Genomic DNA, 21,506 nt, shown 5'->3' with positions numbered 1-21,506 from the left:
CAACACATCCATTCTTGAGGTAAGTTACATTTCAAATTTGACTATTCATACTTAATTTTTAGCTTTATTTGATTTCTTATGCATTAAATATGATTTAATATGTGTTTTACCGACTTATGGTTTTCCTGTCAATAGTAGAAGTGAAGTTATTATGCAATTACCGAGTTTTCTTGAGGTCTATAAAGGCCTAATTTCCACCGACTCCATTAGCTCCACCGATCCAAGCTGGGATCATGGCAACGAGAAAGTGATCGAAAAAATGGCTCAATGGTTTAAAGACGTAGGCTTTAGTGTTGAGGTGGTAGAGGTCGAACCCGGCAAGCATAATATGGTCGCAAAGATGGGTTCTGGAGAAGGCGGCTTATTGCTTGCAGGACACAGCGATACGGTGCCATTCGATGAAGGACGTTGGAATTTCGATCCTCACGCACTAACAGAACACAACAACCGCTTCTACGGATTAGGCACCGCCGATATGAAAGGCTTTTTCGCTTTCGTTTATGAAGCCGCGAAGAAGATGGATTGGAGCAAACAGACCAAGCCGCTCTATGTATTAGCAACCTGTGACGAAGAAACCACTATGTTGGGTGCACGTCATTTCACTGAGAATGCGCCATTTAAACCGGACTACTGCATCATTGGTGAGCCAACCAGCCTCGTGCCGATTCGTGGTCATAAAGGCCATGTCGCTAATGCTGTGCGAGTAACGGGTAAGTCAGGCCACTCTTCTGATCCGGCATTAGGCGTCAACGCCATCGAGATCATGCATGAAGTGCTGTTTGCTTTAATGCAGCTGCGTGACAAGTTAGTCAAGGAGTACCACCACCCGGGTTTTGCAATTCCAAGCCCGACCCTAAACCTTGGTCATATCCACGGTGGCGACAGCGCCAACCGTATCTGTGGGTGTTGTGAGCTGCACTATGATGTTCGTCCTTTACCGGGCATTAGCTTAGATGGCTTGGATAACATGCTGCGTAGCGCGCTTAAAGAAGTAGAAGCAAAATGGCCGGGCAGAATTGAGATTACTCCCCTGCATGAGCCAATCCCGGGTTATGAGTGCCAGCACGACCATCCATTTATTGGTGGCATGGAATCAGTTTGTGAAATTGAATCGCAAACCGTGAACTACTGTACTGAAGCACCTTTCCTTCAAGAGTTATGTCCAACCTTGGTGTTAGGTCCAGGCTCAATTGACCAAGCTCACCAACCGGATGAGTTCTTAAGCTTCGATTTTATTGACCCAACAATTGATGTTCTGAGTAAATCGATCCGTAAATATTGTTTCTAGTTATTACTTCCCTTCCAATATTTTCGTATATAAGCCACCCAAAAAGGTGGCTTTTATTCTGTTATCCCTGACACAGCCTGATCTTGTAATTAAATTTCACTTTTTCTCTAAGTTTTGAAAAATTTACTTCTCCCGCATTTTTAAACCTAATAATTGCAAACTTAGAATGCTTTATTTGACTAGATACAGCACTTTTCGCTAGATTGTGTACTTAACAAGGAACAATGGATGTAATTTTTTTACGAGGCAGGATGACAATGAACGAGAAATACGCCGCTCTCAAGAGTAACGTAAGCATGCTGGGACGCTTGCTAGGTAACACAATCCAAGATGCACATGGTGACGTTATCTTAGAGAAAGTGGAGACTATCCGTAAACTTTCCAAATCCGCCCGCGCAGGCAACAAAGCTGACCGTGACAGCCTAGTTGAAGAAATCAAAAACCTGCCGAACGAACAACTCACTCCTGTTGCTCGTGCATTTAACCAATTTCTCAACCTCACCAACATGGCAGAGCAATACCACACCATCTCTCGCCACTGTGAGGAGCATGTTTGCGAACCAGACGTGCTGCAATCTCTATTTTCTAAACTAAATCAAAATGACATCAGCAAGCTAGACGCGGCTCAAGCCGTTCGCGACCTGAACATTGAACTCGTTTTGACCGCTCACCCAACAGAAATCACTCGTCGAACCATGATCAACAAGCTGGTTAAGATCAACGAGTGTCTGTCTAAATTGGAATTAAGCGACCTATCACACAAAGAGCGCGTGAAAACAGAACGTCGCCTAGAGCAGCTTATCGCTCAAGGTTGGCACTCTGATGTGATTCGTCAGCAACGCCCGACACCACTTGATGAAGCTAAGTGGGGCTTTGCGGTTGTAGAAAACTCTCTATGGGAAGCCGTGCCTGATTTCCTACGTGATATGGATGGCCGACTAAAAGGTTACCTTGGTGAAGGCCTACCAATCGATGCACGCCCAGTTCACTTCTCATCTTGGATGGGTGGCGACCGCGATGGTAACCCATTCGTAACGCACACCATCACCAAAGAAGTACTGCGCCTATCTCGCTGGAAAGCCGCTGATCTGTACCTAGGTGACGTGAACGAGCTGATTACCGAACTGTCGATGACGAAGTGTAATGATGCCGTTCGTGAATTGGCTGGCGATGAGCACGAAGCTTACCGTGCAATCCTTAAGAGCCTACGCACTCTGCTGAACAACACGCTAGAAGTGCTTGACGCAAAACTGCATGATGCTGAAGTACCGAAGAAAGAAACACTGCAGAACATCGACCAACTTTGGACACCACTTTACGCGTGTTACCAATCGCTGCACGAATGTGGCATGGGCGTAATCGCGGATGGTTCTCTGCTTGATACCCTACGTCGCCTAAAAGCATTCGGTGTGCATTTAGTTCGTCTCGATGTTCGTCAAGAAAGTACACGTCACTCAGATGTCCTATCTGAACTGACTCGCTACCTAGGCATTGGCGATTACGACCAGTGGAGCGAGCAAGACAAGATTGCTTTCTTAACCAATGAATTAAGCTCAAAACGCCCACTGCTACCACGCGACTGGGAGCCATCTGAACAAGTCAAAGAGGTTTTAGACACCTGTAAGGTCGTTGCTGCTCAACCTCGCGAAGCCTTTGGTGCTTACGTAATTTCTATGGCTCGTACAGCATCGGATGTGCTGGCTGTTCACTTGCTGCTGCAAGAATGTGGTTGCCCGTACCGCATGGACGTATGTCCATTGTTCGAAACGCTGGACGACTTGAACAACTCAGAAGCAGTAATGAAACAGCTAATGAGCATCGATTTGTACCGTGGCTTTATCCAGAACCACCAAATGGTGATGATCGGATATTCTGACTCAGCAAAAGATGCTGGCGTAATGTCTGCAGGGTGGGCGCAATACGACGCAATGGACAAGCTGGTTAAGGTTTGTGAAGAAGAAGGCATTGAACTGACTCTATTCCACGGTCGTGGTGGTACGGTTGGTCGTGGTGGTGCTCCAGCGCATGCTGCACTTCTTTCTCAGCCACCTAAGAGCTTGAAAGGCGGCTTACGTGTAACAGAGCAAGGCGAAATGATCCGCTTTAAACTTGGCTTGCCAGATGTTGCCGTAAACAGTTTCAACCTATACGCAAGTGCGATTCTAGAAGCAAACCTTCTGCCGCCACCTGAGCCAAAGCAAGAGTGGCGCGATCTAATGGAAGTGCTTTCTCAAGTTTCTTGTGAGGCTTACCGTAACGTGGTTCGTGGCGAAGAGAAATTTGTACCTTACTTCCGTCAAGCGACACCAGAGCTAGAGCTCGGCAAACTGCCACTCGGTTCTCGCCCAGCAAAACGTAACCCGAACGGTGGCGTAGAAAGCCTACGTGCGATTCCATGGATCTTCTCTTGGAGCCAAAACCGTTTGGTACTTCCAGCATGGTTAGGTGCAGGTGAAGCAATCCAATACTCCGTAGATCAAGGCCATCAAGCGCTGCTTGAAGAGATGTGTCGCGAATGGCCATTCTTTTCTACTCGTCTAGGTATGCTGGAAATGGTGTACTCGAAGTGCAACATGGAAATTGCGAAGTACTACGACCAACGCCTTGTTGATAAAGAACTGCTGCCGTTAGGTGAGTTACTGCGTGAACAGCTGCAAAAAGACATCAAAGCGGTACTAAATGTAGAGAACAACGAGAACCTGATGCAGAGTGACCCTTGGGGACTTGAATCGATTCGCCTTCGCAACATCTACGTTGAGCCACTAAACATGCTTCAAGCGGAACTGCTTTACCGTACTCGTAAGTGTGAAACACCACCAGCAGAGCTAGAAGAAGCACTAATGGTGACGATTGCAGGTATTGCAGCAGGTATGCGAAATACTGGTTAATTAGTGATTCCTACTATAACCTGATCAGCATTTACATCTAAAAAAAGAACAAAAGGTCGCCATGTGCGGCCTTTTTATTTCACCAGATAACCACTAGTAAGTATTTTGTCAGTTTTTTGGGTTATTTTGTCCATGTATTCTACTTTATGCTTATTATTTAGATATACTACTGCTCCGCTGCGGAAACACTCCAAAAAAATAATCTGCAGCAACTTGACCTATAAACTGGTCAACCTAGGTGATAAACGGCTTTGTAAGGTGACATAACCAACCGCCGAGTTGGTGCTACTTAGACATAACCAATATAACGTGCCACTAGAAGCACACTTGTTGTCTAAGTATTTGTTTACTGTTTACCATTTGGATTTCAGACATGTCATTACCACACGTAATTCTAACCGTTTTAAGTACACGCGATGCTACTGGTTACGATATCACAAAAGAATTCTCCTCAAGCATTGGTTACTTCTGGAAAGCTAGCCACCAACAAGTTTACCGCGAGCTAAATAAAATGGCTCAGAACGACCAGGTAACTTGCGTGCTTGAGCCTCAAGAAGGCAAACCTGATCGTAAAGTTTACTCTATCACTGACGCTGGCCGTGGCGCGCTAGGTGAATGGTTTGAACAGCCAACTGCACACCCAACCGTTCGTGACGAGTTCTCAGCTAAGCTAATGGCTTGTGCTGTACAACCTGCTGACGCTTACCGTGTACAACTTGCTGAGCTAGTTGAAGAGTCTCGCAAACTGGTTTCTCACTACAAAGAAATCGAAGCGGCTTACTACGCAACGCCATCTACACTAGACAAGCAAGCACGCCTAGAGCGTTTAACGCTTCGTCGTAACCTACTTATCCGTGAAGCATGGATTGTTTGGGCGGACGAAGTACTGCTTGAACTTGGTGCTCTTGCTTAAGTTAAGTTAGACGCTAGAAAAGCAAAAGGCTTGAACTCTTAGAGTCCAAGCCTTTTTTGTATCTATCGGATTTGAGATTTACAGCAAATAGCGCTTTAACAAGGCTGAAGCTTAATTACAGCGCAGCAACTTGTGGGCGAACACCTAGAGTATGGCAAAGTGCGTAGGTCATTTCTGCACGGTTTAGCGTGTAGAAGTGGAAGTCTTTCACACCTTCACGGCTCAGCGTACGAACCATATCGATCGCTTGGCTCGCACCGACTAACTGGCGAGTCGTTGGATCATCATCCAAGCCTTCGAATTGCTTCGCCATCCAGCCCGGTACTTTTACGTTATTCATCGCAGCGAAACGAGACGCTTGTTTGAAGTTAGAAACAGGTAAGATGCCCGGAACAATCTCAACATCAACACCAGCCGCCACACAACGGTCACGAAAACGTAGGTAGCTTTCTACATCGAAGAAGAACTGAGTGATGGCACGGTTAGCACCGGCATCCACTTTACGCTTTAGGTTAATTAGGTCAGATTGAGCGCTTTTTGCTTCAGGGTGAACCTCAGGGAATGCCGCTACTGAGATATCAAAATCGTGGCGAGATTTAAGTAGCTCGACTAGATCAGATGCGTACATCTCTGGCGCACCGCCGCCTGCTGGGATGTCACCACGCAACGCAACAATGCTTTCAATACCATTTGCCCAGTAGTCGTCGGCAATTTGAATCAACTCTTCGCGGCTCGCATCAATACATGTGAGGTGTGGTGCTGCCACTAGACCCGTTTGGTTCTTAATTTCTTTAATGATTGAGTGGGTACGGTCACGTTCACCCGAGTTTGCACCGTAAGTTACCGATACAAATTTTGGTTGAAGTGTTTTAAGACGGTGAACAGAGTTCCACAAGGTCTCTTCCATCTTCTCACTGCTTGGTGGAAAAAACTCAAATGACACATTGATGTTGTCAGAAAGCTCAGCGATATTCTGATTTAAAGCGTCGATATGACTAGCGTGTGTGTATCCCATCTTACTCTCCCTGTGGCAAAAGCAACCACTAAAACTCAAATCCTTAAACGACGTTTAGACGTCTATATGTCTGTAGAATGTATTGAATACGATTTAATGTCAACAGATCCATTATGAATTTTTCTCAAGTAGATCGTGAATAAAACTCAAGTCGTTAGATGGGTCGCAAAGCAGAAATAATGTAGAAAAAAGGCTGACAAACACATCGTGCTTTCAGCCTTATTTATCTTAGTGAATAGTATGCTATTTAGACACTAAACCAACCGATCTGAAAGTCAAAACAGGCTAGACATTCTGTTTAAGTCAGATTGAATTGCACCAGCAGTGACTTCACGCCCTGCACCTGGGCCACGGATCACCAATGGATTATCTTTGTACCATTTGCTCTCAATCGCAAAGATATTATCGCAAGGCAACAGGTTCGCCAGAGCATGCTCTTTAGACAGTGCTTCAACGCCTACGGTTGCCTTACCGTTCTTCTCCAAACGCGCTACGTAACGTAGAACTTTCTGTTGAGAGTGCGCTTTTTCCAAACGCTCAGCTAACTCTTCGCTCAGCACAGAAGCCTTATCAAAGAAATCATCCACCGATAGCTCTTGCAACTCTGCAGGTACTAACGATTCGACTTTGACGTTTTCAGGTTCAATATCCAAACCCGATTCACGCGCCAGAATCACCAGCTTACGCATGACGTCTGAACCATCAAGGTCAGCACGCGGGTCCGGTTCCGTCAGGCCTTGTTGCCACGCTAAGTCAACCAGCTCGCTGAATGGCACCGTGCCATCAAACTGTTGAAACAACCAAGATAAAGTGCCAGAGAAAATACCAGACAGCGCAATGATATCGTCACCGCTCTCACGCAGGTCTCGCACAGTGTGGTTGATAGGTAAACCAGCACCCACTGTCGCGTTGTACAGCCAGTGGCGGCTGATCTTAGCGAAAGCATCTTGTACCTGATGGTAATACTCGCTCGATGCAGATCCTGCCACCTTGTTAGCCGAGATCAGGTGGATACCTTGTTGTGCAATTTGTAGGTATTTTGCAGCAAGCACAGGGCTTGCAGTTACATCGAGTACTACTGCTTCATCGTAACCCTGAATAGAACCTAAACGCTCTAGCCAGTCGTTACCATTGTTGGCAATCGCTTCATCATCAAAACGTTTACCAACTGAAGTCGCATCAATGCCTTGATCGTCGAACCAATAGGTTTGGCTATCAACCACCGCAACCAATTCAAAGTTCATTCCACGACGCTTTTCAAGTTCCGCTTTTTGCTCAGCAAACAGGCTTAACCAGCTTGAACCAATGTTACCCTTACCACACAAGGCAATCGCAACACGCTTCTGCGCTTGGAACAGCTGAGAGTGAATGCCTTTCACTAGACTTGATGTTTCACTCTTACGAATCACAGCCACCAAGCTTAAGCCTGAGTTTGCTTCTGAGATAAACTCAACTGGCGAGCTCTTGAGCTGCTGGTAGAAACCGTAGCAATGGTTCGGGTTCTTAGTCACACCCGCACCCACTGCAGCAATCAGAGAAAAACCTTCTTTCAGTTTAATCTCAGCTTCAATCGCGTGGTCTTGTAGATATTCTAATGCACCACCAGCGATCTCTTCCGTGTAAGCAAGGCGCAAGCAGTGTTGATCGGGTTCTAATTCATAAGCAAGCGGCTCTAATTGAGCACGCTTAAGCCCTTCAAGGACTTCACTCTCCAGACGGTCGAAATCATGGCCGTGACCAAAAGTCAGTTGCACGATAAGCACTTCATCCAAAGAAGTAATGATTTTTGCACCACGCCCCGATGCCAATACTCGCTCTATCTGTGTAGAGCCCGCCTCCGGCTGATAGCTGCAGCGTAAGCTTAAGTCCATAGCACTTTGAGCGACAGGCTGTAGCGTTCGGCTATGAAGCACTGGAGCCGCAAGACGAGCTAACTCACTCGCTTCATCAAGACGAAGCAGAGGCAGTAAACACGCATCCGAAACCAAACGAGGGTCTGCGCTGTATACGCCCGCCACATCACTCCAGATTGTCACGCGTTCAACTTCAGCCAGAGCACCAATCACGGTTGCTGAGTAATCCGAACCGTTACGACCAAGCAGTACCGTTTCGCCTTCGCAGTTCTGAGCCATAAAGCCAGTAATTACCACGCGGCAATGTGCATGCTGCGCCAAGGCTTCTTTAATCAGAGGATAAGAGCGTGCGCGGTCAACTTCAGGTTGAGCACCCGCTTCTGCACGTAAAAAGGCACGCGCATCTTGAGCAACTGCTTGTAAGTCATGCTGGCACAACAAGGTCGCCAGCAAACGTGAAGACCAAACCTCACCATGACCCAGTACTTGTGCTTTTTGTGCTTCACTCAAGGGAGCCGTTAGCTCACCCAAAGCGGTAAATTCTTGTTGAATGGTTGCCGTTAGTTGCGAGGCGGCTTCACCTTCAAGCAGAGCCTCAATCAGTTCAAGTTGAAACTGACGAAGGGTTTGCAGGCATTCATGAGCAATACGACCATCTTTGTCGAGCGCTTCGACAAACTCAATTAAGCGGTTGGTTGTTTTGCCTGCGGCCGATACCACCACCAAATCCGTCGCTGATGAATATTCTCTAAGAATGTTGACCACGCGTTGGTAACACTCAGGGTTCGCTAAACTGCTGCCACCAAATTTATGTAGCTGGCGAAAGGTTGCCATTATTAAACCTCCCCTTCAGCAATAAAGCGTTGTGTTTTTTCAAACGCTTGCTTGAGATCGTCGATTAGGTCTTCCGCATCTTCAAGGCCAACAGAAAGGCGCAGTAATTGTTGAGAAACACCCGCTTCTGCCAATGCTTCTTCGCCCATCGCACGGTGAGTCATCGACGCAGGGTGACAAATCAGGCTTTCAACCCCACCCAGTGATTCAGCCAAAGAAAATAGCTCTAACTTATCTACAAAATATTTAAGTGCTTCAAAAGAGCCCGCAAACTCAAAGCTCAACATGGAACCAAAGCCCAACTGCTGTTTCTTCGCGATCTCGTGACCCGGGTGTTCAGGAAGGCTTGGGTGGTAAATAGTGCCCACCAGATCTTGTTGTTGCAGAGCCGTCAGAATTTCACGTGAACTCTCTTCGTGAACACGCATACGCGCACCTAGCGTACGAATACCACGTAGAGTCATGTAACTATCAAATGGTGTGCCGGTCGCACCAATACAGTTGCCCCACCATGCAAGCTCTTCAGCGTGCTCTTCAGTTTTCGTCACGACAACGCCACCAATAACATCTGAGTGTCCGTTGATGTATTTGGTGGTTGAGTGGATAACAAAATCAGCACCCAGCTCTAAAGGCTTTTGGAACACAGGCGTCAAAAATGTGTTATCGACAGCAACCAGAGCACCAACCTCTTTCGCTTTACGGCAAGTCTCTGCAATATCAACCACACGAACCAACGGGTTCGATGGCGTTTCTATTAAGATCAACTTTGGCTTGAGCGCGATCGCCGCATCCAACGCTGCTTGATCCGATTGATCAACGAACAAAACTTTGAAGTCACCTTTTAACGAGCGGGTATTAAACAGGCGGTAAGTACCACCGTAGCAGTCGTGTGGTGCGATAATAAGATCATCACCGCCTAAGAAAGCGGATACCCACAAGTTAAGTGCCGAAGTACCGCAGTTAGTCACCACTGCACCTTTGCCAGACTCAAGCTCAAACAATGCCGTTTCTAATAAACCACGATTTGGGTTACCAGAACGGGTGTAATCGTACTTTGGCACTTCACCAAAAGCGGGAAACCCATAGTTAGTCGAAAGATAAATAGGTGGGACAACGGCATGGTGTTGCGTGTCTGACTCGATACCAGTACGTACTGCGATTGTTGCTGGCTTCCGGCTGCTCATAGGTGCTTCCTTACAAGTTTTGCGTCTGAGAATCACAGCGGCTTGTCGGCATTCTGCGGCTGTGTTAGATATATGTTATTCACTTTACTTTCATAAATGTGAGACGTCAACACTTCTGGACGTCTATATGTCTTTGCTTATGGCAGTAAATCCCGCTAAAATCACCACTATTAATTTATTCTAACAACTAAAGTGATGAAGGTACGCAATGGCCGACTGGAATGGTGAATACATAAGCCCATATGCTGAGCATGGAAAGAAAAGCGAACAAGTAAAAAAAATTACAGTTTCTATCCCTCTAAAAGTGTTAAAGGTTCTTACTGACGAGCGCACTCGCCGCCAGATTAATAACCTACGCCATGCAACAAACAGTGAGCTACTGTGCGAAGCCTTTCTACATGCGTACACAGGCCAACCACTGCCAACGGATGAAGATCTCCGTAAAGACCGTCCAGACGACATCCCGACTGAAGTGAAAAAGCTGATGACAGAGATGGGTATCGAATTCGAAGCGTTTGACGAAGAATAAAAACAACTCAGTCACTGCCTTCAATATTGATTCGCTATAGCTGAACCTTATTTGTCACATCACCCACTACGTTATCGGTAGCTGCTCTGTGAATGATAGACATAAAAAAACCGACTCCTATGAGTCGGTTTTTTATTATTCTTTTTCGCTCAATAGAGCAACAGCTATTAAGCTATTAAGCTATTAAATTATTAAGCCATTAAGCCATTAAGGCATTAAGCCATATAGTTAGCAGGCATCTCAATACGAGCTACGCCAGATTCAACGGCCGCTACTGCAACCGCTTTTGCTACGCGAGGAAGTAGACGTGGATCCATTGGCTTAGGAATGATGTAGCCTTTACCAAACTCCAGTGCAGTCTCACCTGCAGCGGCGAGTACTTCAGCCGGAACTTCTTCTTTCGCTAGTTCACGAATCGCTTTAACCGCAGCCAGCTTCATCTCATCATTGATTTCGCTCGCACGCACATCAAGCGCACCACGGAAAATGAATGGGAAACAAAGTACGTTGTTTACTTGGTTCGGGTAATCGCTACGCCCTGTACCCATGATAAGGTCAGAACGAACTTCATGAGCAAGCTCTGGCTTGATCTCTGGATCTGGGTTTGAACATGCAAACACAACAGGCTTATCAGCCATCAGCGTGAGTGCTTTAGCTGGTAGCAGGTTAGGACCCGATACGCCCAAGAACAGGTCAGCGCCTTCGATAACATCTTCAAGCGTGCGCTTGTCCGTATTATTTGCGAATAGCGCTTTGTATTCATTCAAGTCTTCACGACGAGTGTGGATCACACCTTTACGGTCAAGCATGTAGATCTTCTCACGCTGAGCGCCACACTTAATCAGCAGTTCCATACAAGCAACCGCCGCTGCGCCAGCACCCAAGCAAACGATCTTACACTCTTCAAGCTTCTTACCTTGAAGCTCAATCGCGTTCAGCATACCTGCAGCCGTTACAATCGCTGTACCGTGTTGGTCATCGTGGAAAACAGGGACATCACAACGCTCAATCAGGCGACGCTCAATCTCAAAACAGTCAGGTGCTTTGATGTCTTCTAGGTTAATACCGCCGAATGTATCTGCGATATTCGCAACCGTATCAACGAACTCATCGATTGTGCGGTGTTTTACTTCAATATCGATAGAATCTAAACCAGCAAAACGCTTAAACAGTAGCGCTTTACCTTCCATAACAGGTTTAGAAGCAATAGGGCCAAGGTTACCTAGGCCAAGAATCGCTGTACCGTTAGAGATAACTGCAACCATGTTGCCTTTACCTGTGTACTTATAAACGTTATCAACGTTCTGTGCGATCTCGCGAACAGGCTCAGCCACGCCTGGGCTGTATGCAAGTGCTAGGTCTTCTGCAGAGTTTGCAGGCTTCGTCAGTTCTACGGCAATTTTGCCTGGAATTGGGAACTCATGGTAATCAAGAGCTTGCTGACGGAATTGTTCTTGAGGCGATAACGCTTGAGAGGATTGATCTTGGCGGCTGTCTTCAGACATAGGTGTAGGTTCCTAGGATATTATTATTTGGGGGATCTTGTTCATGTTAATAGATGTACTTCAAAGTTCCTAGGTGGTTAAAGCCTCTGTCTCATTAAAAAACGAGATTTCACTACTAATAAGACCAGTGAGCAGTTGAAATTACTATCGCTTGTTGAACTTTCGAGCGGATTTCAAGAATGAAGTGTTGGGTGTAAGTTATGAAACAAAATTCAAGCAGGTTGCCTGTCGTTTTCGATATGTTGATAGCTGAATAAGATTCAGCGTTTTCTTAAATTTCAGGCAACAAAAAAGGACACCGAAGTGTCCTTTTTATGTCTAAATAGCGAGAATTACTTCTTGCTAGAAAGAGCACCGAAACGCTTGTTGAAGCGATCAACACGGCCGCCAGTATCTACGATACGTTGCTTACCAGTGTAGAATGGGTGACATTTGTCACATACGTCTAGGTGGATAGATTCTTTTGCAAGCGTTGAGTTGAACTCAAATGTGTTGCCGCAAGAACAAGTTGCAGAAACTGCTTTGTATTCTGGGTGGATACCAGTTTTCATGGGATAACCTCAAGTAGGCCGTGTCGCTATACGATTCTAAGCCGTACACCACACGTAGTTAAAAAATAAAATAAAGACACCGCTGCATCACTAAACTGCGATAAAGCCATACCTTTAAGGCGCAGTATAGTAATGAATCTATAAGGCAGGATCAACTGATTTGATACATTTTTCACCAATAGCCTCTTTATTTCCTTTGTCGGCCTGAAATTTCGGGCTCTCGTTATCTTCCTGCGTTAACTCGATACTCTCATCCAAACTGCTCCTCGAATTTAACGCCCTTATCCATTAGACTGTTCGCTCTCGTCAACTCAGATAAAGCTGTCCCTTTATGCGTCCAATGATTGCCCGCGTGGCACTGCCTGTTCCACTAGACAAGCAGTTCGATTACAAGATTCCTAACCACCTATTCCCTATTATTGGTGGACGAGTCTCTGTGCCTTTTGGACGACAAACCTTAACAGGTATTGTTACAGCTCTGGTTAACGAATCTGAATTCGAGCTAGACAAGCTCAAGCCCATTAAAGCCTTATTAGACAACCAACCTGTTTGGCCAGAATCGGTCTACTCACTCTTGGTATGGTGCAGCCAGTTCTATCAGTATCCACTGGGTGAAACCTTGGCTAATGCTCTACCAAGCGCTTTACGAAAAGGCAAAGCTGCCGACTTCGCAACGCTTGTCGAGTGGCAATTGACCCCATCAGGCAGAGATCAACTGATGCAAGGCTTTGGTCGTGCGGTTAAGCAAGCCAAAGTGATGCACATGCTTGAGCACGGCCCTGTTCCTCATCAAGAATTCATTGATGAGGAAGTCGGGAGCGCGGTGCTTAAGACGTTGGAAGAGAAAGGTTGGATTGAGTCGGTAGAGAAAAAGCCAAAGCGCCAACCGTGGCCAGTTGAACTTGAAAACGAACAAGACAAGCCGAAGCTCAATGCTGAACAAGCGATCGCGATTGCGACAGTAAATAGCCAAACCGATTTTAGTTGCTTCTTGCTCGAGGGGGTTACCGGCTCAGGTAAGACCGAAGTCTACCTGAATATGATCAAGCCGATTCTCGAGCAAGGTAAACAAGCGTTAGTCTTGGTACCGGAAATAGGCCTCACTCCACAAACGATTAATCGCTTTAAGCGTCGTTTTAATGTGCCTGTTGAGGTGATTCACTCTGGATTAAACGATTCTGAACGACTGAATGCTTGGTTATCAGCGCGAGACAAAATAGCGGGCATTGTGATTGGTACGCGCTCGGCTCTGTTCACCCCCTTCGCTGATCTGGGAATTATCATTGTCGATGAAGAGCACGACGCCTCTTATAAGCAGCAAGATAGCCTACGCTACCACGCTCGTGATGTAGCGATCATGCGTGCTCATAAAGCGCAGATTCCGGTGGTCTTAGGCTCGGCGACTCCGGCCTTTGAGACGCTGCACAACGCACAGATCGGTAAATACAGTTACCTCACCCTGACCTCACGCGCGGGTGTCGCACTGCCGACCACCAATAAGGTGTTGGATGTTAAAGGTGAATATCTAGAAAGTGGCTTGTCTGCTTCTTTGATTGCTGAAATGCAAAGACACCTCAAAGCAGGCAACCAAGTGATGTTGTTTCTCAACCGTCGTGGGTTCTCTCCCGCATTGATGTGTCACGATTGTGGTTGGACAGCCGAATGTAAGCGTTGTGATGCCTACTACACCTATCACCAGTACAGTAATGAAATGCGCTGCCACCATTGTGGTTCGCAACAGCATATCGTGCACAATTGCCAAGGCTGTGGTTCAGCTAACTTGGTGACGGTGGGTGTAGGTACCGAACAGTTAGAGGCTCAACTTGGTCAGCTATTCCCTGAATACAAAACCATTCGTATTGACCGAGACAGTACCCGCCGCAAAGGCAGCTTAGAAAGTGCGTTAGAGTCGATTCGTAAGGGTGAATACCAAATACTGATCGGTACACAGATGCTTGCTAAAGGTCACCACTTTCCTGACGTGACACTTGTGGCGTTATTGGATGTGGACGCCTCTTTATATAGTAGTGACTTCCGCGCCTCTGAACGGTTGGCTCAACTGTTTACTCAAGTCGCCGGTCGAGCAGGCCGTGCCAGTAAGCCGGGTGAGGTTATCTTACAAACTCACCATCCAGAACATGGCTTGTTACAAGCGTTGCTGCACAAAGACTATAACCACTTTGCCCAAACCGCATTGGCCGAGCGTAAACAAGCGATGCTGCCACCTTATACCTTTATGACTCTGTTTAGAGCGGAAGCCAATGACACACGTTTGGTGGAAGAGTTCTTGCGTCAGGTTCGTCATACATTAGAATCGCACCCCTTGTTTGACCAATATTGCATGGTTCTAGGCCCCACCCCAGCGCCACTGGCCAAGCGAGCGGGCAAATCACGCTGGCAGTTGATTCTACAAACTCAGACTCGTTCGTTAATGCAGAAGTTATTAATGAGTGCCAAGCCGGCAATTAATATGTTACCTGCTGCGAAAAAAGTCCGTTGGTCACTCGATATTGAGCCGCAAGATTTGAGCTAAACCTACTTGGGTTAAAACTAATGATAAGTTTGTTCACAAATATTTCATATTTCTCGTGAGCAACCTCACACTAGTCATGTGATTTTTGTTAATCTAGCCGTAACTTTACACGGATGAAACGAATAAAATATTGCAATAAAAAAAGTGTTAGCAACACTTTCATAATATCTATCCGATTGTATTAATTATTCACGCCTTAAATACTTAGGCGACAAAGGAACTTAAAAGAGGGTTTAATTTATGGCGACAATGAAGGATGTTGCCCAGCTAGCAGGCGTCTCAACCGCAACGGTATCACGTGCATTGATGAACCCTGAAAAAGTCTCGGTTTCGACTCGTAAACGAGTTGAGACAGCAGTACTTGAAGCTGGATACTCACCCAATACATTAGCTAGAAATTTACGTCGCAACGAATCAAAAACCATCATCACTATCGTTCCTGATATCTGTGACCCTTACTTCGCCGAAATCATTCGTGGTATCGAAGATGCCGCTGTAGAGAATGACTACCTCGTTCTACTGGGTGACAGTGGTCAACAAAAGAAGCGTGAGTCTTCATTTGTTAACTTGGTCTTCACAAAACAAGCAGACGGTATGCTACTGCTTGGCACTGATCATCCGTTTGATGTCAGTAAGCCTGAGCAAAAGAATTTACCGCCAATGGTTATGGCGTGTGAATTCGCACCTGAGCTTGAACTGCCAACGGTTCACATCGACAACCTAACCTCTGCATTTGAAGCCGTGAATTACCTCGCTCAGTTAGGTCATAAGCGCATCGCTCAGATCTCTGGACCAACGACTGCAACCCTGTGTAAGTTCCGTCAACAAGGCTACCAACAAGCATTGCGCCGCGCTGGAGTATCAATGAACCCAGCTTACAGCACTGTGGGCGATTTCACCTTTGAAGCGGGTGCGCAAGCGGTTCGTCAATTACTAGCACTTCCTGAACAACCTACAGCGATCTTCTGTCATAACGATGCGATGGCGATTGGTGCGATTCAAGAAGCGAAGAAGCTAGGTTTACGCGTTCCTCAAGACCTATCGATTGTTGGCTTCGATGACATCCAATTCGCTCAATACTGCGATCCACCGCTAACCACTATTTCTCAGCCTCGTTATGAGATTGGACGCCAAGCGATGTTGATGATGCTTGATCTATTGAAGGGCAACGATGTGCAAGCAGGTTCGCGTCTGCTTGAAGCTAAATTAGTCGTTAGAGGCAGCACCGCACCACCTCGAATGTAACCCTCAGAAATACCCTTATAAATCTGCGGCACATTTTGATGTGCCGCTTCCATTTCTGCACTATTATCCTCGCGCAATCTGGATTACCATGAGGACAGAATCAGCAACTATTGAATTGTCTTGTGGCTAATAGAGATTATGTAAAGCGCGGTCGTGGCACGAAAAAACCGACCAAGAAACAAGCCCCTCGCCGTAAACCTTGGCGCAGTGGTCTTTTGGCGATCCTCCTTGCCGGTGGTTTTGGTTATGGACTTTACTTATTGAGTAATGATCCTGAGCCGCCAGCACCAACACCTGTGGCTACCAAACCAAAACCTAAGCCAAAACCAGCGAAAGTGATTCCACCGCCTCCAGAAGAGAAGTGGGACTACGTTGAAACGCTGCCAAGCCGCGAGATTGAAGTTAAAGCCAAAGAACAAGAGATCTCTAAGATCCCTTACGTGATGCAGTGTGGCGCTTACAAAACGTCAGCACAGGCAGAAACGCGCAAGTTAGATATTGCGTTCCAAGGTATCTCGAGTGAAATCCGTAAAAAAGACGGCAGTAGCTGGTACCGTGTGGTTCTAGGACCATACAAGTTGAAGCGTGACGCCGAGCGCGATCGCCATAAGCTGCAACGGGCGAAAATCGAACCTTGCGCTATTTGGAAAGACACCGATTAGATTTAGCGATAGTCGTAGTCTTAATCTTAGCAAAAGCCGAAAAACAAACTCCGAAAGCCTCCCATTGTGGAGGTTTTCTTTTATTTACTCCCTTTAGTCAGTTTTCCTTACAACTTCCGCCGATAAGTTGCGCGACATCACTCGCCCTTCCTTGAATTATCCGAGCACCATCCTCATATACTTTTTATACCCAAAGATAAGAAATATTAAGAGGCCCTACTCGTGACTACCATTGTATCTGTACGTCGTAATAATAAAGTCGTCATCGCGGGTGATGGACAAGTATCTCTAGGCAATACTGTAATGAAGGGCAATGCCCGTAAAGTACGTCGCCTATACAACAATAAAGTACTGGCAGGTTTTGCTGGCGGTACGGCAGATGCTTTCACGCTATTCGAAAAATTTGAAAGCAAACTGCAAATGCACCAAGGCCACCTAACCAAAGCTGCCGTTGAGCTGGCGAAGGATTGGCGTAGCGATCGTGCTCTACGTAAATTAGAAGCACTGCTAGCAGTCGCGGATGAAACCGCTTCACTGATCATTACTGGTAACGGTGACGTCGTTCAACCAGAGAACGACCTGATTGCGATCGGTTCGGGCGGTAACTTCGCTCAAGCAGCAGCGACTGCACTATTAGAAAATACTGATTTAGATGCGCGTGAAATCGCAGAAAAGTCGCTGAACATTGCTGGCGATATCTGTGTATTCACCAACCATCACCACACTATTGAAGAACTAGAAAGCACCGTTGAGCTGCCAAAGCCAGAGTAACGACCGCTTCCATCAATAACGTTGTATTCAACAGTGATTAAAGAATTAAGGAAAAACCATGTCTGAGATGACTCCTCGCGAAATTGTTCACGAACTCAATCGCCACATTATCGGCCAAGACAACGCTAAGCGTTCAGTGGCTATCGCTCTACGTAACCGCTGGCGTCGTATGCAGCTTGAAGAAAGCCTGCGTGTTGAGGTTTCGCCAAAAAACATCCTGATGATTGGCCCAACGGGTGTGGGTAAAACTGAAATTGCTCGCCGTCTAGCGAAACTCGCTAATGCGCCGTTCATCAAGGTAGAAGCGACTAAGTTCACCGAAGTTGGCTACGTTGGTAAAGAAGTTGAGACCATCATCCGTGATCTAACGGACGTTGCGATCAAGATGACACATCAACAAGCGATGGAAAAAGTACAATACCGTGCTGAAGAGCAAGCTGAAGAACGTATTCTTGATGCCCTTCTACCACCAGCACGCGATGCTTGGGGTCAGAACGAGCAGTCAACGGAAGACACCACCTCTTCAAACACTCGCCAGATTTTCCGCAAGAAACTGCGCGAAGGTAAGCTAGACGACAAAGAGATCGAAGTCGATGTAGCGGCACCGCAAATGGGCGTTGAAATCATGTCACCTCCTGGTATGGAAGAGATGACCAACCAGCTGCAAGGCATGTTCCAAAACCTAGCGGGCGACACCAAGAAAAAGCGTAAGATGAAAATCAAAGACGCATTCAAAGCACTGACTGAAGAAGAAGCTGCGAAGCTTGTGAACCAGGAAGAGCTAAAAGAGAGCGCAATCTTCAACGCTGAAAACAACGGCATCGTATTCATCGATGAGATCGACAAAATCTGTAAGCGTGGCGACAGCTCAGGCCCAGACGTATCTCGTGAAGGTGTTCAGCGCGACCTACTGCCTCTAATCGAAGGCAGCACAGTATCAACGAAGCACGGCATGGTTAAAACTGACCACATCTTGTTTATCACATCAGGTGCTTTCCAAGTGGCTAAGCCATCTGACCTGATCCCTGAACTGCAAGGTCGTCTACCAATCCGCGTAGAACTTGAAGCGCTTTCTGCACATGACTTCAAACGTATTCTTACTGAGCCAAAGGCATCACTGACCGAGCAGTACATTGCCCTGATGAAAACAGAAGATGTCGGCATTGAGTTCACTGAAGATGGCATCAACCAGATTGCAGACGCAGCATGGCGTGTGAACGAAACCACTGAAAACATCGGTGCGCGTCGTCTACACACAGTCATGGAGCGCCTAATGGATGAAATTTCATTTGACGCAACAGACCGAGCAGGCAGTAAATTGCTGATTGATGAAGCTTATGTAATATCTAAGCTTGGCGAGCTCGTAGAAGACGAAGACCTAAGTCGCTTCATCCTGTAGCACACAAAATTCCAACTTATTGCTCTATCTCAAAGAAATAGCAGCTAATAAGCGAATTCAAGGCCCACTTTCGAGTGGGCTTTTTATTACCCGAAAAATGGGCGTATACTCAAATCACAGTTTGAAACGAAGACTTACAAAGAAATAGACCTACGATGAAACAATCTCTACTGATTTGGCTTGATGCCGCACGACCAAAAACTCTGCCTCTCGCACTCGTCTCTATTCTTACAGGAAGTAGTTTAGCGTTCGCCGGCGGTCAGTTTTCTCTATCAATAGCCCTACTGGCTTTTTTAACTGCCACCTTATTACAAATCCTGTCGAACCTAGCCAATGACTATGGCGACGCAGTAAAAGGCACCGACAACGAAAACCGTCTGGGGCCAACACGCGCAATGCAATCCGGCGCGGTGACCGCGAAAACCATGAAGCAAGCCATCATCCTCAACATCGTGTTTACCATGCTCGCTGGGCTGATTCTTATTTTTCATGCCTTAACCTCGATTGAGAGTATCTTATCTTTCATTGCGTTAGGCGTATTAGCCATTGTTGCAGCCATCGCTTACACCGTGGGCAATAAACCTTATGGTTATATTGGCCTTGGCGACTTATCGGTATTTATCTTCTTCGGTTTGTTAGGCGTTTCAGGCACATACTTCCTACACACTGGTCACGTTGAACCAAGCCTATTTCTTCCGGCCTTAGGCTGTGGATTAATGGCGGTTGCGGTACTCAACATCAACAACATGCGTGATATAGAGAACGACAGTGAATGTGGTAAGCGCACCATGGCGGTTCGCCTAGGGCAACGCAAAGCCAAACACTATCATTTTGCACTGCTTGGACTCGCCCTTGCTTCTTTCGCTATCTACCTACTGATTCAAGAAAAACCGGTCTGGATCAGCCTGCCGTTTTTACTGAGCATTATTATTGTTTACAAACATGGCAAGGCCGTTTGGGAAACCGAAAAACCAGCGCAGATTGCACCAATGATGCCAGTGATTGTGAAATGCTCACTGGTCACTAACCTATTGTTTGCAGGGGTTGTCGTAGCTCAAACTCTATTGAGTTAAATGAGACTAATCATTGCAAAGGGATCAAGCACCGATATACTCAAAGTAAGCTCATTGTTCAAAAGGTATACTAATGGAATACAACACTTCAGCACTGTGCGACATATATTTGGATCAAGTTGATGTCGTGGAGCCCATGTTCAGCAACTTCGGTGGACGTGCATCCTTCGCAGGACAGATCACGACATTAAAGTGTTTTGAAGACAATGCTTTGATTCGCTCCGTATTAGAGCAAGATGGTCTGGGACGTGTGTTGTTAATCGATGGTGGCGGCTCACTACGCAAAGCGCTGATCGATGCTGAGATTGCCCTACTTGCCGAAGACAATGAGTGGGAAGGTATTGTGGTTTACGGCTGTGTTCGTGAAGTCGATGAGCTAGAAGACATGAACATTGGTATTCAGGCTTTGGCTTCTATCCCTGTTGGTGCGAGCCAAGAAGGTGTCGGCGAATTGGACGTACCGGTCAACTTTGGCAGCGTGACCTTCTTACCGGAAGATTACCTCTACGCTGACAACACCGGCATTATTCTTTCGGCAGAGCCTTTAGATGTAGAGCTTGATCTGGATGTTGAAGAAGAAGAGATCGAGTAACTCTCACTCAGCTTCAAATAATAAAACAAACCATAAGAACACGAAGTATAAGAATACAAACAAAAACGCCCGCTACTCAGTAGCGGGCGTTTTTTTAAATCTGAAGAGTCAATTACTCTACGTCATCCATTTTACCAAGAAGGTTACGGATGCGATCTTGCCACGCTGAATGCTCTTCCTGCATTTGCTGAGTTTTTTGCTCTAGCTCGTGACGGCTTTCTTTAAGCTCACCAGCTTCTGTTGCTAGTGCTTGTTTCTCTTCTTTAAGCTCTTCCACTTCCATTTGAAGAAGTGCAATTGTATCTACTGCTGTTTGAATTTTTGCTTCTAGCTGCTCTAGTACTTCAAAAGACATTCTGGCCTACCTTTAAGTTATCCGTTTGATGGTGAAGGTCTACTCCACTTATTTCCCCATTCTACTCAGCAGAGCAAGGATAAACACTCAATATATTCGATATTTTGCGCCATTCGATGAAAAAAACAGCGCTTTTTACCGAATATTGACGTGAATTATTACTACCGCGACAACAGACTGATTATTTTGATGAATATTACCTGTTTTCACCCGCAAATTGATCAAGAGCAATCCCCAAAAAACAAAAAGGCAAACGTTTCCTTTGGGATATGGTAAAATTCGCCGCGAAATTTCTATTCCCCTTTTGAAAATTTTG

General features: G+C 46.2%; 17 protein-coding genes. 11 read left to right on the top strand and 6 right to left on the bottom strand.

Going from position 1 to position 21,506, the window contains the following annotated elements; genetic code table 11:
* Nucleotides 1-151 precede the first annotated feature (151 nt).
* The 3 genes from argE (at nt 152) to AACU28_RS08990 (ending at nt 5,089) form a co-directional block, all read left to right on the top strand.
* Nucleotides 152-1,288, top strand: a complete 1,137-nt coding sequence (gene argE / locus AACU28_RS09000; protein WP_004729680.1) for an acetylornithine deacetylase — start codon at nt 152-154, stop codon at nt 1,286-1,288.
* Between the two features lie 251 nt (nt 1,289-1,539).
* Nucleotides 1,540-4,176: a phosphoenolpyruvate carboxylase gene (gene ppc, locus AACU28_RS08995; RefSeq protein WP_017077604.1), complete on the top strand. Its 2,637-nt coding sequence runs from the start codon at nt 1,540-1,542 to the stop codon at nt 4,174-4,176.
* Nucleotides 4,177-4,549: 373 nt separating this feature from the next.
* Nucleotides 4,550-5,089 carry a PadR family transcriptional regulator gene (locus AACU28_RS08990; RefSeq protein ID WP_004729682.1) on the top strand — a complete coding sequence of 180 codons (540 nt, stop codon included), beginning with the start codon at nt 4,550-4,552 and terminating at the stop codon, nt 5,087-5,089.
* A gap of 115 nt (nt 5,090-5,204) precedes the next feature.
* Here AACU28_RS08990 and metF read toward each other — a convergent pair whose 3' ends face one another.
* The 3 genes from metF to AACU28_RS08975 all read right to left on the bottom strand — a co-directional run bounded on the left by metF (nt 5,205) and on the right by AACU28_RS08975 (nt 9,975).
* The gene (gene metF, locus AACU28_RS08985) at nt 5,205-6,104 is read right to left on the bottom strand and encodes a methylenetetrahydrofolate reductase (RefSeq protein WP_004729683.1); all 900 of its coding nucleotides are present in this window, start codon (nt 6,102-6,104) and stop codon (nt 5,205-5,207) included.
* A gap of 275 nt (nt 6,105-6,379) precedes the next feature.
* Nucleotides 6,380-8,791, bottom strand: a complete 2,412-nt coding sequence (locus AACU28_RS08980; RefSeq protein ID WP_017080191.1) for a bifunctional aspartate kinase/homoserine dehydrogenase II — start codon at nt 8,789-8,791, stop codon at nt 6,380-6,382.
* 2 nt (nt 8,792-8,793) lie between these two features.
* On the bottom strand, nt 8,794-9,975 hold the full coding sequence (locus AACU28_RS08975) for an O-succinylhomoserine (thiol)-lyase (RefSeq protein WP_029222061.1): 1,182 nt from the start codon (nt 9,973-9,975) through the stop codon (nt 8,794-8,796).
* 208 nt (nt 9,976-10,183) lie between these two features.
* On the opposite strand from AACU28_RS08975, the gene metJ reads away from it, so the two are divergent.
* On the top strand, nt 10,184-10,504 hold the full coding sequence (gene metJ, locus AACU28_RS08970) for a met regulon transcriptional regulator MetJ (RefSeq protein WP_004729686.1): 321 nt from the start codon (nt 10,184-10,186) through the stop codon (nt 10,502-10,504).
* Nucleotides 10,505-10,719: 215 nt separating this feature from the next.
* On the opposite strand, the gene AACU28_RS08965 is transcribed toward metJ, so the two are convergent.
* Together AACU28_RS08965 and rpmE are read right to left on the bottom strand one after the other, a co-directional pair.
* Nucleotides 10,720-12,009: a malic enzyme-like NAD(P)-binding protein gene (locus tag AACU28_RS08965; RefSeq protein WP_004729687.1), complete on the bottom strand. Its 1,290-nt coding sequence runs from the start codon at nt 12,007-12,009 to the stop codon at nt 10,720-10,722.
* 332 nt (nt 12,010-12,341) lie between these two features.
* A complete protein-coding gene (gene rpmE, locus AACU28_RS08960; protein WP_004729688.1) occupies nt 12,342-12,560 on the bottom strand; it encodes a 50S ribosomal protein L31 in 219 nt (72 codons plus the stop codon).
* A 331-nt stretch (nt 12,561-12,891) separates the two neighbouring features.
* Between rpmE and priA the strand changes: the two genes are divergently transcribed.
* From priA to rraA, 7 genes are all read left to right on the top strand, one after another.
* Nucleotides 12,892-15,093: a primosomal protein N' gene (priA, locus tag AACU28_RS08955; RefSeq protein WP_017083806.1), complete on the top strand. Its 2,202-nt coding sequence runs from the start codon at nt 12,892-12,894 to the stop codon at nt 15,091-15,093.
* A gap of 240 nt (nt 15,094-15,333) precedes the next feature.
* On the top strand, nt 15,334-16,338 hold the full coding sequence (cytR, locus tag AACU28_RS08950; protein WP_004729690.1) for a DNA-binding transcriptional regulator CytR: 1,005 nt from the start codon (nt 15,334-15,336) through the stop codon (nt 16,336-16,338).
* A gap of 122 nt (nt 16,339-16,460) precedes the next feature.
* Complete coding sequence (gene ftsN, locus AACU28_RS08945) at nt 16,461-17,000, top strand: cell division protein FtsN (protein WP_029222060.1); 540 nt, start codon at nt 16,461-16,463, stop codon at nt 16,998-17,000.
* A gap of 222 nt (nt 17,001-17,222) precedes the next feature.
* Nucleotides 17,223-17,771 (top strand): ATP-dependent protease subunit HslV, encoded by a 549-nt coding sequence (gene hslV / locus AACU28_RS08940; protein ID WP_004729692.1) that lies wholly within the window; start codon nt 17,223-17,225, stop codon nt 17,769-17,771.
* A 58-nt stretch (nt 17,772-17,829) separates the two neighbouring features.
* Nucleotides 17,830-19,170, top strand: a complete 1,341-nt coding sequence (gene hslU / locus AACU28_RS08935; RefSeq protein ID WP_017077598.1) for an HslU--HslV peptidase ATPase subunit — start codon at nt 17,830-17,832, stop codon at nt 19,168-19,170.
* A gap of 155 nt (nt 19,171-19,325) precedes the next feature.
* On the top strand, nt 19,326-20,243 hold the full coding sequence (locus AACU28_RS08930) for a 1,4-dihydroxy-2-naphthoate polyprenyltransferase (RefSeq protein ID WP_102534358.1): 918 nt from the start codon (nt 19,326-19,328) through the stop codon (nt 20,241-20,243).
* 73 nt (nt 20,244-20,316) lie between these two features.
* Nucleotides 20,317-20,835, top strand: a complete 519-nt coding sequence (gene rraA / locus AACU28_RS08925) for a ribonuclease E activity regulator RraA (RefSeq protein WP_004729695.1) — start codon at nt 20,317-20,319, stop codon at nt 20,833-20,835.
* Nucleotides 20,836-20,947: 112 nt separating this feature from the next.
* Here rraA and zapB read toward each other — a convergent pair whose 3' ends face one another.
* The gene (gene zapB, locus AACU28_RS08920) at nt 20,948-21,190 is read right to left on the bottom strand and encodes a cell division protein ZapB (RefSeq protein WP_004729696.1); all 243 of its coding nucleotides are present in this window, start codon (nt 21,188-21,190) and stop codon (nt 20,948-20,950) included.
* Nucleotides 21,191-21,506 lie beyond the last annotated feature (316 nt).

The organism is Vibrio sp. SBT000027 (assembly GCF_963894355.1).
Lineage (GTDB): Bacteria > Pseudomonadota > Gammaproteobacteria > Enterobacterales > Vibrionaceae > Vibrio > Vibrio splendidus.
Note: the sequence above shows the minus strand (reverse complement) of the source record. Positions and strands in the feature narration are given on the sequence as shown.